The 12,899-nt window shown below is 44.5% G+C and carries 9 protein-coding genes and 1 rRNA gene (1 of these 10 cut by a window edge); all 10 read right to left on the bottom strand.

The window, feature by feature from the left end:
• Positions 1-1,567, bottom strand: a 16S ribosomal RNA gene (locus tag CVV21_02290); it reaches 4 nt to the left of the window's first position.
• A gap of 1,085 nt (positions 1,568-2,652) precedes the next feature.
• A complete protein-coding gene (locus CVV21_02285) occupies positions 2,653-3,942 on the bottom strand; it encodes an adenylosuccinate lyase (protein ID PKL92610.1) in 1,290 nt (429 codons plus the stop codon).
• A gap of 57 nt (positions 3,943-3,999) precedes the next feature.
• The gene (locus tag CVV21_02280) at positions 4,000-5,016 is read right to left on the bottom strand and encodes an aspartate-semialdehyde dehydrogenase (protein ID PKL92609.1); all 1,017 of its coding nucleotides are present in this window, start codon (positions 5,014-5,016) and stop codon (positions 4,000-4,002) included.
• A gap of 28 nt (positions 5,017-5,044) precedes the next feature.
• Positions 5,045-6,121, bottom strand: coding sequence for a 3-isopropylmalate dehydrogenase (locus tag CVV21_02275; GenBank protein ID PKL92608.1), 1,077 nt, complete (start codon positions 6,119-6,121; stop codon positions 5,045-5,047).
• Between the two features lie 48 nt (positions 6,122-6,169).
• A complete protein-coding gene (gene leuD, locus CVV21_02270; protein PKL92607.1) occupies positions 6,170-6,667 on the bottom strand; it encodes a 3-isopropylmalate dehydratase small subunit in 498 nt (165 codons plus the stop codon).
• 11 nt (positions 6,668-6,678) lie between these two features.
• Positions 6,679-7,944 carry a 3-isopropylmalate dehydratase large subunit gene (leuC, locus tag CVV21_02265; protein ID PKL92606.1) on the bottom strand — a complete coding sequence of 422 codons (1,266 nt, stop codon included), beginning with the start codon at positions 7,942-7,944 and terminating at the stop codon, positions 6,679-6,681.
• Between the two features lie 23 nt (positions 7,945-7,967).
• Entirely contained in the window at positions 7,968-9,545 is a 1,578-nt protein-coding gene (locus CVV21_02260; protein PKL92605.1) for a 2-isopropylmalate synthase, read from the bottom strand.
• Between the two features lie 79 nt (positions 9,546-9,624).
• Positions 9,625-10,668 carry a ketol-acid reductoisomerase gene (locus CVV21_02255; protein ID PKL92604.1) on the bottom strand — a complete coding sequence of 348 codons (1,044 nt, stop codon included), beginning with the start codon at positions 10,666-10,668 and terminating at the stop codon, positions 9,625-9,627.
• A gap of 42 nt (positions 10,669-10,710) precedes the next feature.
• Positions 10,711-11,196 (bottom strand): acetolactate synthase small subunit, encoded by a 486-nt coding sequence (locus tag CVV21_02250; protein PKL92603.1) that lies wholly within the window; start codon positions 11,194-11,196, stop codon positions 10,711-10,713.
• 22 nt (positions 11,197-11,218) lie between these two features.
• On the bottom strand, positions 11,219-12,895 hold the full coding sequence (ilvB, locus tag CVV21_02245) for an acetolactate synthase, large subunit, biosynthetic type (protein ID PKL92602.1): 1,677 nt from the start codon (positions 12,893-12,895) through the stop codon (positions 11,219-11,221).
• Positions 12,896-12,899 lie beyond the last annotated feature (4 nt).

The raw sequence follows: 12,899 nt of genomic DNA, 5'->3' as shown, positions 1-12,899 counted from the left end.
TAGAAAGGAGGTGATCCAGCCGCACCTTCCGGTACGACTACCTTGTTACGACTTCGCTCCAATCATTGCTCATACCTTAGCCTCCTATCTCCTTGCGGTTGAATCAGAGTTTTCTGGTACAAACAACTTTCGTAGCGTGACGGGCGGTGTGTACAAGACCCGGGAACGTATTCACCGCGGTGTAGCTGACCCGCGATTACTAGTGATTCCAGCTTCATACAGTCGAGTTGCAGACTGTAATCCGAACTGAGGCAGACTTTTTGGGATTGGCTCCATCTCGCGATTTTGCGACCCTTTGTATCTGCCATTGTAGCACGTGTGTAGCCCTGGACATAAGGGCCATGATGATTTGACGTCATCCCCTCCTTCCTCCTGGTTATCCCAGGCAGTCTCGCTAGAGTTCCCGGCATTACCCGCTGGCAACTAGCAATAGGGGTTGCGCTCGTTAGAGGACTAAACCCAACACCTCACGGCACGAGCTGACGACAACCATGCAACACCTGTTCAAATGTCTACCCTTGCGGGCAGAAAGCTAAGCTTTCACAAAGCGATCATAAGAATGTCAAGCCCAGGTAAGGTTCTTCGCGTAGCGTCGAATTAAACCACATGCTCCACCACTTGTGCGGATCCCCGTCAATTTCTTTGAGTTTCAACCTTGCGGCCGTAGTTCCCAGGCGGTACATTTAATGCGTTAGCGTCGGCACGGAAGAAATGAATCTCCCACACCTAATGTACACCGTTTACAGCTAGGACTACCAGGGTATCTAATCCTGTTTGCTCCCCTAGCTTTCGCTCCTCAGTGTCAGTTGCAGGCCAGAAAACCGCCTTCGCCACAGGTGTTCTTTCCGATATCTACGCATTTCACCGCTACACCGGAAATTCCATTTTCCCTTCCTGCACTCAAGCCATACAGTATCAGAAGCAATTGTTCTGTTAAGCAGAACGATTTCACAACTGACTTATATGGCCACCTACAAGCCCTTTACGCCCAGTAAATCCGGACAACGTTCGCTACCTCTGTATTACCGCGGCTGCTGGCACAGAGTTAGCCGTAGCTTCTTCCTTCGGTACCGTCAAATTTCAGCAATATTAGTGCTGAAACCTTATTCCCAAACGAAAGAGGTTTACAATCCGAAGACCTTCATCCCTCACGCGGCGTCGCTCCATCACCCTTGCGGGCATTGTGGAAAATTCCCTACTGCTGCCTCCCGTAGGAGTCTGGACCGTGTCGCAGTTCCAGTGTGGCCGATCGCCCTCTCAGGCCGGCTACCCGTTGCAGCCTTGGTAGGCCATTACCCTACCAACTAGCTGATGGGACATAGGCCAATCTTAAAGCGACAGCTTATAAATAGAGGCCGCCCTTTAATTGCAGAACCTTGAGATCCCGCAATCACATCCGGTATTAGCTATCCTTTCGGATAGTTGTCCCCGTCTTTAAGGTATGTTACCTATGCATTACTCACCCGTTTGCCACTGAACACTTAACATTGCTGCTAAGTATCCCGTTCGACTTGCATGTATTAGGCACGCCGCCAACGTTAGTCCTGAGCCAGAATCAAACTCTCCAATGAACTATTGATTCTGCTTACAGGCGAAACTCAATCTATTCTATAGTAATCTGGTAAAGAACAGACAAAAATATCCTGTTCAAGGGACATTTGTGTTTTTTGCTTTCAGATGAAAATTTGAAATTCATTCTGATTATCTGCGTATCCGGAAAAACCTTTTTATTCAAAAGATTTTTGCGGACACGCAAAAAACGGCGCAAACTATCCCTGTCACACTTTATGTGCTTTTTAAGAACTTGCTCTGTAGTTTTGCTTAACTGCTAGCTACATTCAAACTTTACCAAAAACAACTTCGTTTGTCAACAAAAATTTTAAATTATTTTTAATTTATTTTTTGCCGCTTTAACAAGCCTGTTTTTAATTTCCGTTTGCGGTACTTTTCGTTTCACCGCGCTGCTCTTAATTCTTTTTTAAAGAACGTGTTGTTTCTAATTCATCAACGTGAGAGTGATAATATCAAATTTACAAATACTTGTCAACATAAAAAACAAATTATTTTCATTTATTTTTATACGCCTGTTTCTTGCGTATTGTGCAGCAATAACAGCGTTATTTGATAATAACCATATGTATTATATATTATGCATATAACTAATATTTAAAATAACTTTTTATTTTGATTTACGCAAAAGAATATTTATCCGTATATTGCCGCTTTAATAACAAGGATGCCAAATTTAATTATCGCGGAATTTAAGATTAAACCTGCTTATTTTTAAAGGTTTTTATTTCGTTTTGATTAATTAGTAAAATCAAATATAAAACAGGGTTTGGGTATATTTTTTTCAGATGCACCGCTCAAATAAACTTTCTATCCGCCTATCCGGATGTAATGCCACAGCGGCATATTTATATGTGCCGCAAGCTCCCGTTCGCCAATGACGTTAACCTTCCCGATGATTTCAAGTTTGTTTACATGCAAGAATACCAATTTGCGGTGCTTCTGAAAAAAATATACCCAAACCCTGTTTTATTATAATAGATATAAAAACCCGTATTTATTGATTAAATTAAGGGGGTTTGACCGGCTATAAATAAAAAAAGCCGTGGATGATAATCCGCGGCTTTGGGATGAATTGATTTCTTACATTCTTTTATAAAACTCTTCCACATTTTTCAGGTAATAATCAACATTAAAAATACCCTCAATTTCAGCTTTTGTCATCTTTGAAACCACTTTTTCATCATTTAAAAGTTTTGTTTTAAAATCTTCCGGATCTCCGGCCCATATTTTCATGGCGTTTGTCTGAACTATCTTATAGGCGTCTTCCCTTGATATACCCTTGGAAATAAGGGTTAAAAGCACCTGCTGGCTGAAAACAAGGCCTTTTAAATGGTTCATATTACGTATCATATTTTTTGGAAACACACTTAAATTCTCAATAATCCATGTGCATTTGGACAGCATGTAATCCATAAGGATAAAACTGTCCGGTACGGCAATTCTTTCCACAGAACTGTGCGAAATATCACGTTCGTGCCAAAGCGCAATGTTTTCCATTGCCGCAAGCGCGTTTGTCCTTACTATTCTGGCAAGGCCGGACAGGTTTTCACATACCACGGGGTTTCTTTTATGCGGCATAGCGGAGCTGCCTTTTTGCCCTTTTGCGAATGGTTCTTCTGTCTCTAAAATCTCGCTGTGCTGCATTAACCTTAAATTTACCGTTATTTTCTCAATAGATGCCGCGGCAACAGCCATGGCATTCATTAAAGCCGCGTACCTGTCGCGCTGAATTATCTGGTTTGCAATTTCCGCCCTTTTTAATCCCACCCTTGTAAGCGCGTCAAGTTCTATTGCCGGGTCTATATTTGCATAATTACCCACAGCCCCGGAAATTTTACCCACGCGTATTTCTTCTTTGGCGTCAATAAGACGTTCTAAATTTCTTTTTCCTTCAAAGTACCACACCAGCACTTTAAGCCCGAAGGTAATTGGTTCTGCGTGAATATTATGCGACCGCCCTATCATTACCGTATATTTATGCTTTACCGCAAGTTTTTTTAGGGCCGCTATAAGTTTTTTCTGCCCTTCTATTATAATGTCGCACGCTTTTACCATTCTAAGCGCCATTGCGGAATCCACAAGGTCGGATGAAGTCATGCCCATATGCACATAGCGCGAAGAAGCGCCCACGTGTTTTGACACAGATGTTAAAAAAGCAATTACATCGTGCCTTACCACACCTTCTATTTTTTCAATCTGTTTTACGTTATACGCCGCGTTCTTTTTTATGCTGGCCATATCCTTTTTTGGAATCTTTCCCTTTTTTGCCCATGCCTGGCACACAGCCACTTCCAAATCAAGCCACGACTGATACTTTGCGTCTTCAGTCCAAAGAGCACCCATTTGGGGCCTTGTATAGCGCGCTATCATTATGATTACCTCCTGAAATTAAAAAACCCCGCCTTATTCAGGCGGGGCTTTTACTTCTTATTTAAGGCCTTCTTTTGCCACAACTTCAGCTATCTGAACCGCGTTTAATGCGGCGCCTTTTCTTAACTGGTCGCCCACTACCCAAAGGTTTAGCCCTTTGTCTATGGAGAAGTCTTCCCTTATGCGGCCCACGTAAACATCATCTTTGCCGGATACAAAAAGCGGCATTGGGTATTTTTTATTGTGAATATCATCCTGCACGGTAACTCCCTGAGCTTTTTCAAGAAGTTCGCGCGCTTCTTTTGCCGTAAGCTTTATTTCCGTTTCAATGTTTACGGACTCTGAATGCGAACGCAGGCAGGGTACGCGCACCGTGGTTGCGGTTATCTGCATATCCGGCGCGTGCATTATCTTGCGGGTTTCGTTTACCATTTTCATTTCTTCTTTTGTATAGCCGTCCTCATAGAACACATCAATGTGCGGAATAAGGTTGAACAGTATCTGGTAAGCAAATTTATCCACTTTAATTTCTTTTCCTGCCGCCCAGTCTTTTGTCTGCTGTTCAAGTTCCATCATTCCTTTTGCGCCGGCTCCGGACGTTGCCTGATAAGTTGAAACAACAATCCTTTTTATTTTTGCCTTGTCGTGAATTGGTTTGATAGGCACAAGCATAATAATGGTGGAGCAGTTGGGATTCGCGATAATTCCCTTGTTTAACCTTATATCTTCCGGATTTACTTCCGGCACTACAAGAGGCACATCGTCATCCATTCTGAAAGCGGAGCTGTTGTCAATAATAAGCGCCTTTGCGTCAAGTATGTGTTTAACATACTCTTTGCTGACAGACGCGCCCGCTGACGCAAGGACAATATCAACACCTTTAAAAGAATCGGGGCTTAAAACTTCAATTTCAACATCCCTGCCCTGATACTTCATTTTTTTGCCTTTTGAACGCTCTGACGCCAGAAACTTTATATCCTTTACCGGAAACTTTCTTTCTTCAAGAATGTCCCTCATTATCTCGCCAACCGCACCGGTGGCGCCCATAATGGCTACGTTATATTGTTTGCTCATCTTCCTTCTCCTTATATATTAATTTATTTTATTTAACCAGCGACGCAACAAAATCGCCCATTTCTTTTGTTCCCATTCCCATTCTGCCGGCAGACATGCTTTTAATTTTGCCGGATGCAAGCGCTGCTGTTACAGCGTTATCAATTGACTTTGCCATCTTTGTTTCGCCAAGCGTGTCCATCATCATCGCGCCGGCGTTTATTGCAGCAAGCGGATTAATGACGTTCTTGCCCGTGTATTTGGGGGCAGAACCGCCGATTGGTTCAAACATGGATACGCCTTCCGGATTAATGTTTCCGCCGGCTGCTATTCCCATGCCGCCCTGAATCATGGCGCCAAGGTCGGTGATGATATCGCCGAACAAATTTTCTGTTACGATAACATCAAAAAATTCCGGGTTCTTTACAAACCACATTGTGGTGGCATCCACGTGCGCGTAATCCTGTTTGATTCCCTTATAATATTTGTCGCCCATTTCTTTGTGCGCCCTTACCCACAGGTCGCCGCAGTGTGTTAATACATTATTTTTATGTACAAGCGTAAGCATTTTCTTTTTGCTGTTTCTCTTCTTTGTAAATTCATAGGCATACTTTAAGCAGCGGTCAACTACCGGCCTTGTGTAAACCATAACCTGCGTGGCAACTTCGTTCTGCGTCCCTTTTTGCGCCACTCCGCCCATTCCTGTGTATATGCCGCCTGAGTTTTCCCTGATTACCACAAAATCAATGTGCTCCGGGCCTTTATCTTTAAGCGGGGTTTCCACGTTGGGATAAAGTTTTACCGGCCTTAAATTGATGTACTGGTCAAGGGCAAAACGTAATTTTAACAGTATGCCAAGTTCCAGTATTCCCGGCTTTACGTCAGGATGGCCTATGGCGCCAAGATAAATGGCGTCTGATTTCTTTAATTCTTCTATAGCCGAATCAGGAAGGGTTTCGCCGGTCTTTTTGTATCTTTCCCCGCCAAAATCATATTTCTCTAAATTTAATTTTACCCCGTACTTTGCTCCGGCAACTTTTAAAACTTTTAAACCTTCCGCTAAAACTTCCGGTCCTGTTCCGTCTCCCGGCATTAAAGCTATGTTGTACGACTTTGACTTGGCCATTCTGATTCTCCTCTCAATTTTTTCAGTTTTTATCTGATTTTGAATTTCTTATTTTATCTTGTATTTTGTTTTCGCGTACTTTAAAAGCCCGCCCGCTTCCACAAGTTCCTGCATAAAAGGCGGAATGGGTTTTACTTTGTATGTTTCGTTTTTTGTAATGTTTTTAATTACGCCCTTTGCCGCGTCAATTTCCACGGTATCGCCTTCGGCAATCTTTGCGGACGCTTCTTCAGATTCAAATATGGGAAGGCCGATATTAAATGAATTCCTGTAAAAAATCCTGGCAAAATCTTTGGCTATAACACATGACACTCCTACAGCCTTAATAGCCACAGGCGCGTGTTCGCGCGAACTTCCGCAGCCGAAGTTTTTTCCCGCCACTATAATGTCGCCCTTACCTACCTTGCCGGCAAAAGTTTTATCCGCGTCTTCCATGCAGTGCTTTGCAAGTTCCACAGGGTCGGATGTATTTAAATACCTTGCCGGAATTATAAGATCCGTATCAACGTCATCCTTAAACTTCCATACTTTCCCTTTTATGTTCATATTATCCTCCGTTATTTTTTAATCTCATCAGGTGTGCCTATCCTGCCAAGGATGGCCGATGCTGCAGCTATAGCGGGCGAAGAAAGATATACGGATGATTCCGTATGACCCATTCTGCCTACAAAATTTCTGTTTGTCGTGGAAATTGCAACTTCACCTTTTGCCAGAATTCCCATGTGGCCTCCAAGGCACGGCCCGCACGTGGGCATGCTGAATATGGCGCCCGCGCCGACAAAAATATCCACAAGCCCTTCGTGTATCGCCTGCATGTAAATTTCTTTTGTTCCGGGAAAAATAAGGCACCTTACGCGGGAGTTTATCTTTTTACCTTTTAAAATTTTGGCTGCTATCCTTAAATCTTCCATTCTGCCGTTGGTGCATGACCCGATAACCGACTGATCTATGACTACTTTAGAAAGTTTTGAAGCCGGCTTTGTATTTTCCGGCAGATGCGGGCACGATACCACAGGCTCTATTTTAGAGCAGTCATACTCTATAACATTTTCGTATTTCGCGTCCTTATCGCTTGTGTATACTTTCCATTTATGCTCGGCGCGCTTTTTTACATATTCCATTGTGGTCTCGTCCGGATTCATAAGGCCCGCTTTTCCGCCGGCTTCTATCGCCATGTTAGAAATTGTAAGCCTTGCATCCATTGAAAGTTTGTCAATGACCGGGCCTGTAAATTCCATTGCTTTATACAGGGCTCCGTCCACGCCTATATCGCCTATTGTGTGCAGTATTAAATCCTTTGAACTTACCCATTTATTAAGCTTTCCTTTATATACAAACTTTATTGAAGGCGGAACCTTAAACCAAGCTTTTCCGGTCATCATACCAAAAGCGGCATCAGTTGAGCCCACACCCGTGGCAAACGCGCCAAGCGCGCCGTATGTGCAGGTATGCGAATCCGCGCCTATTACAAGGTCTCCCGGCACCACTACGCCCTGTTCCGGCAGAAGTGCGTGCTCTATGCCGACATCTGACTGGTCATAATAATGAGTAAGTTTCTGCTCATGCGCGAATTCCCTTAACATCTTTGCCTGTTCCGCTGACTTAATATCCTTGTTCGGGGTAAAGTGGTCCGGTACAAGCGCGACTTTTGTGCGGTCCCATACTTTTGTGGCGCCGGCGCCTTTAAATTCTTTTATTGCAATGGGCGCTGTGATGTCGTTTGCCAGTACAAGGTCAATATCCGCTATTACCAGTTCACCGGGTTCCACCTGTTTCTTGCCGCTTTTGGCGGCTAATATCTTTTCCGCAATGTTCATTCCCATTATAGACTCTCCTTTTGCTTATATTATTTTTTTGCCGCTTTTTTATTTTTTGCTTTCTTTACCGCAGCTTTCTTTACATCTGAATTTTTCTTATCCATTGAAAGTTTTGTAATTGCCGAAAGGTACGCTTTCGCGCTTGCTTCAAGGATATCCGTTGAAGCGCCGCGCCCTGTCACTTCATTGCCTTCTTTTGCCACTCTTACCGTCACTTCACCCATGGCTTCCGTGCCTTTTGTAACTGCCTTTATCTGGTAATCCGTAAGCTTAAGGTTATTTTCTCCGGTTATTTCGTTTATTGCTTTGTACATAGCATCCACCGGCCCGTCGCCAACCGCCGCTTTTGTGCACGACTTGCCGTCTTTGGTAATTTCAAGGGTGGCTGTCGGTACTATTTTATTGCCGGTGGCCACATAAATATAATCCAGGTTGTAAATACCGTGCGAGCTTGCGTCATTACCTTCCATCATGCGTACAAGGTCTTCATCAAAAACTTCTTTTTTCTTATCCGCAATTGTCAGGAATTTCGCGTACGTATCAGGCAGCTGCGCGTCAGAAATCTTATAGCCAAGGTAATTCAGCCTGTGCTGCAGCGCGTGTTTGCCGGAACGCGCGGTTAATACCAGTTCATGCCCCGGAATGCCGATTGCCTGCGGAGTCATTATGCCAAAAGTGGATTCGTGCTTTAAAATGGCGTCCTGATGAATTCCGGACGCGTGCGCGAACGCGTTTTCGCCGACAACAGATTTATTCGGCTGAACAGGCATTCCTGTAAGCCTGGTTACAAGCTTTGATGTCCTGTAAATTTCTTCTGTGTTGATGTTGGTGACAGTTTTATAAATATCTTTTCTTACCTGCATTGCCATTACAATTTCTTCCAGCGCCGCATTGCCCGCGCGCTCTCCCAGCCCGTTAATGGTACATTCCACCTGCCTGGCTCCGTTTAAAACAGCCATCAGGGAATTTGCCGTTGCCATGCCAAGATCGTTGTGGCAGTGAACCGCTATCACGGCTTTATTTATATTCGGGACTGTGTTCATAAGTTTTTTAATCAGGTTGCCGTATTCATATGGTTCCGCGTAGCCTACAGAGTCGGGAATGTCAACAGTACGCGCGCCGGCTTTAATTACTTCTTCCACTATTCTGCAAAGGTAATCAAAATCCGTGCGGGTGGCGTCCATTGCGGAAAATTCAACATCGCCGCAATAATTCCTTGCGTATTTTACCGCGTCAATTGCCCTGCGGAGAACTTCTTCTTCTGTGGTGCGGGTGATGTAATGCACATGCTGGGGCGATGTGCCGATAAAAGTGTGAATGCGCCCTTTGCTTGTCTTTTTAAAAGCTTCCCTGCACGCGTCAATATCTTTGCGTACGGCGCGGCAAAGCCCGGCTATTATGGGTTTTTTTACCGCTTTTGCTATTTCCGCGACCGATATTAAGTCTCCCGGCGAGGACATGGGAAAACCGGCTTCTATGACATCAACCCCAAGTTTTTCAAGCTGAAGGGCTATCTGTATTTTTTCATTTTTAGTAAGCGACGCGCCCGGTACCTGCTCGCCGTCCCTTAATGTGGTGTCAAATATGATTACTTTATCCTGTGCCATATGTAATCTCCTTATATTTTACTATTTAGGCGGAAGAAAGCGCGGCTTTAAACCGCGCTTTCTTCCGGATATGAAATTATTATTTTGCTTTTTTTGCTGTCTTCTTTGCCGTCTTTTTCTTTCCTTCGATTAGCGATTTGTGTTTCCATGCCATCATCGCCCTTAACTTTTCTCCCACTTTCTCTATCTGGTGGTTGGCGTCTTTTTTAAGAAGCATATTAAAGTTAGGTTTTCCCGCCCTGTATTCCGCCATCCATTCTTTTGCAAACTGGCCCGACTGTATTTCCTGCAGGCATTTCTTCATCTCTTTCTTTGTTTCCGCGTTTACTATCCTTGGGCCGCGTGTAATGTCGCCGTATTTCGCGGTATCAGAGATTGAATACCTCATGTTGGCAATTCCGCCCTCATAGATTAAATCTACGATAAGCTTTGTTTCGTGAAGGCATTCAAAATACGCCATTTCAGGTGCATATCCCGCTTCCACAAGCGTTTCAAAACCCGCCATGATTAAAGAGCTGATGCCGCCGCAAAGCACAACCTGTTCGCCGAAAAGGTCTGTTTCGCACTCTTCTTTGAATGTTGTTTCAAGAACGCCCGCCCTTGTGCCGCCGATTGCCTTGGCATAGGAAAGAGCTATCTTTCTTGCATTACCCGTAAAGTCCTGATAGATTGCGATAAGCGACGGAACGCCTTTTCCTTCTGTGTAAACCCTGCGTACCATGTGTCCCGGCCCTTTAGGGGCTATCATGATGATGTCGATATTTTTCGGGGCTTTGATTTCTTTAAAGTGAATGCTGAAGCCGTGCGCGAAAGCCAGTGCTTTGCCTTCTGTTAAGTACTTTTCAATGTGCGCGTAATAGATTTCCGACTGTGTCTGATCCGGAACCAGCATCATTATTACGTCCGCTTCTTTTGCCGCCTGTTCAATTTCAACAACCTTTAATCCGGCTTTCTTTGCTTCTGCCCAGTGCTTGGATGTCTTTCTTAAACCCACCCTTACGTCAATTCCGCTTTCCATCATGTTAAGCGAATGCGCGTGTCCCTGTGAACCGTAGCCGATAACAGCCACTTTCTTGCCTTTTAAAACCTTTAAATCTGCGTCTTTGTCATAGTAAGTTTTCATTTCTAATTTCTCCCTTCAAAAAGTTTTTTATATTTCATTTTTTTACCTTTTACCCCTTGTTAATGCCACAGCGCCTGTCCTTGACATTTCCTGTATGCCGAAAGGTTTTACAAGTTCCGTCAGCGCCGTTATCTTTTCATCTGTCCCCGTCACTTCAATCATGTACGTTTCGTTTGTGGCGTCAACTATCCTTGCCCTGAACACGTTTACAATATTCATCAGCTCTGTTTTATCCTTGCCTGCCACATTTACCTTGATAAGCGCAAGCTCCCTTTCCACATAACTTTCCTGCGACATATCCACAACTTTAATAACGTCTATCAGTTTGTTTAACTGCTTTACTATCTGGTCCAGCACAAGTTCGTCTCCGGTTGCCATTATGGTCATGCGCGAAGTTGACTTGTCTTCTGTTTCCCCTACCGCAAGCGAATCAATGTTGTACGCGCGTCCGGAAAAAAGCCCTGCTATCCTTGCCAGCACTCCCGGCTGGTTTTCCACTATTACCGAAATTGTTTTTGTTTTTGTCATGTCAGTTCACCCAACCGGCTGTTTAGGCCAGCTCTCCTTCTATCATTTTTCCAAGCGCCGCGCCTGCCGGAACCATGGGCCATACGTTTTCTTCACGTGCTGTGATAAAGTCCATTATTACCGGCCCGTCATACGCAAACGCCTCTTTAAGGGCTTTTTCTACATCCTGCTTTTTGTCAATCCTTATCCCTTTGGCGCCGTACGCTTCGGCAAGTTTCACAAAGTCAACGCTGTTATCAATAATTGTGTGTGAATAACGTTTCCCGTAAAAAAGCTCCTGCCACTGCCTTACCATTCCAAGATAACCATTGTTAAGAATTGCCACTTTTACAGGCAGCTTATATTTTACCGCTGTGGCAAGTTCCTGAATATTCATCTGTATGGAACCGTCTCCGGCTATGTCTATAACAAGCTTGTCCGGGTTTCCTGCCTGCGCGCCGATTGCCGCGGGAAATCCATAACCCATTGTCCCAAGCCCGCCGGATGTTAAAAACGTCCTGTTTTTTCTGAATCTGTAAAACTGCGCTGTCCACATCTGGTGCTGCCCCACTTCCGTGGTGATTATGGTGTCATCTTTTACCATTTCTGATATTTTCTGAATTACATACTGCGGCTTTATTTCCGAATCACTGTCGCGGTAAGACAGCGGGAAATCTTTCTTCCACTGCGATATCTGAGTATTCCACTCTTTGTGTTCTTTTTTCTTTACCTCTTTTGTCAGTTCCGGAAGTATATTTTTTGCCGAACCAACTATCGGCAGGTCCACTTTAATAATTTTGCTGATAGCGGACGGGTCTATATCAATGTGAATTATGTCCGCGTGCGGCGCAAAATCCGCAACCTTCCCGGTAACCCTGTCGTCAAAACGCGCGCCGACCGCTATTAATAGGTCAGATTCCTGAACAGCGTAGTTGGCGAACTTTGTACCGTGCATTCCAAGCATACCCAGGTTTAATTTATGGTTTGACGGCATTACATCCATTGCCATAAGTGTTGTGGTTATCGGAATATCAGTCTTTTCCGCGAATTTAATCAGCTCTTCCGACGCGTTTGAAAGCACCACTCCGCCGCCCACGTATAAAAGCGGCCTCTGTGCTTTCTCAATCATCTCCGCGGCTTTCTTTATCTGAACCTTGCTGCCGTCATAAGTGGGTTTGTAACCCCTTAACAGCGGCTGATCAGGATATTTTGAAAACTCTAATTCCGAAGTAAAAACATCTTTCGGCAGGTCAACAAGCACAGGCCCCGGCCTTCCGGTGGACGCGATGTGAAAAGCGTTTTTAATTGTCTGCGCAAGGTCCTTAACATCTTTAACCAGATAGTTGTGTTTAACTATCGGGCGGGTTATTCCCACCATGTCAGCTTCCTGAAAAGCGTCATTGCCGATAAGGCTGCTGTTAACCTGACCCGTTAATGCCACCATGGGGATTGAATCCATATACGCTGTGGCTATTCCGGTTACAAGGTTTGTAGCTCCCGGCCCGGATGTGGCAAGGCATACGCCTGTCTTTCCCGTGGAACGCGAATAACCGTCAGCCATATGCGCCGCGCCCTGTTCATGGCGTACAAGAACAAGTTTAATGGCTTTTTCGTTATAGATTTCATCAAAAAGCGGAAGCACAACGCCGCCCGGGTATCCGAACACCGTGTCCACGCCTTCTTTTTTCAGGCATTCAAGTAATATTTTTGCTCCGTTCATAAAT

The organism is Candidatus Goldiibacteriota bacterium HGW-Goldbacteria-1 (assembly GCA_002839855.1).
In the GTDB taxonomy this organism is placed as follows: domain Bacteria; phylum Oederibacteriota; class PGYV01; order PGYV01; family PGYV01; genus PGYV01.
Note: the sequence above shows the minus strand (reverse complement) of the source record. Positions and strands in the feature narration are given on the sequence as shown.

Coding starts and splice junctions, on each gene's coding strand:
- CVV21_02275 (PKL92608.1), bottom strand. CDS start 6,121: ATGGCCAAGTCAAAGTCGTACAACATAGCTTTAATGCCGGGAGACGGA.
- CVV21_02255 (PKL92604.1), bottom strand. CDS start 10,668: ATGAAAACTTACTATGACAAAGACGCAGATTTAAAGGTTTTAAAAGGC.
- CVV21_02260 (PKL92605.1), bottom strand. CDS start 9,545: ATGGCACAGGATAAAGTAATCATATTTGACACCACATTAAGGGACGGC.
- CVV21_02250 (PKL92603.1), bottom strand. CDS start 11,196: ATGACAAAAACAAAAACAATTTCGGTAATAGTGGAAAACCAGCCGGGA.
- leuD (PKL92607.1), bottom strand. CDS start 6,667: ATGAACATAAAAGGGAAAGTATGGAAGTTTAAGGATGACGTTGATACG.
- CVV21_02285 (PKL92610.1), bottom strand. CDS start 3,942: ATGATAGCGCGCTATACAAGGCCCCAAATGGGTGCTCTTTGGACTGAA.
- CVV21_02280 (PKL92609.1), bottom strand. CDS start 5,016: ATGAGCAAACAATATAACGTAGCCATTATGGGCGCCACCGGTGCGGTT.
- ilvB (PKL92602.1), bottom strand. CDS start 12,895: ATGAACGGAGCAAAAATATTACTTGAATGCCTGAAAAAAGAAGGCGTG.
- leuC (PKL92606.1), bottom strand. CDS start 7,944: ATGGGAATGAACATTGCGGAAAAGATATTAGCCGCCAAAAGCGGCAAG.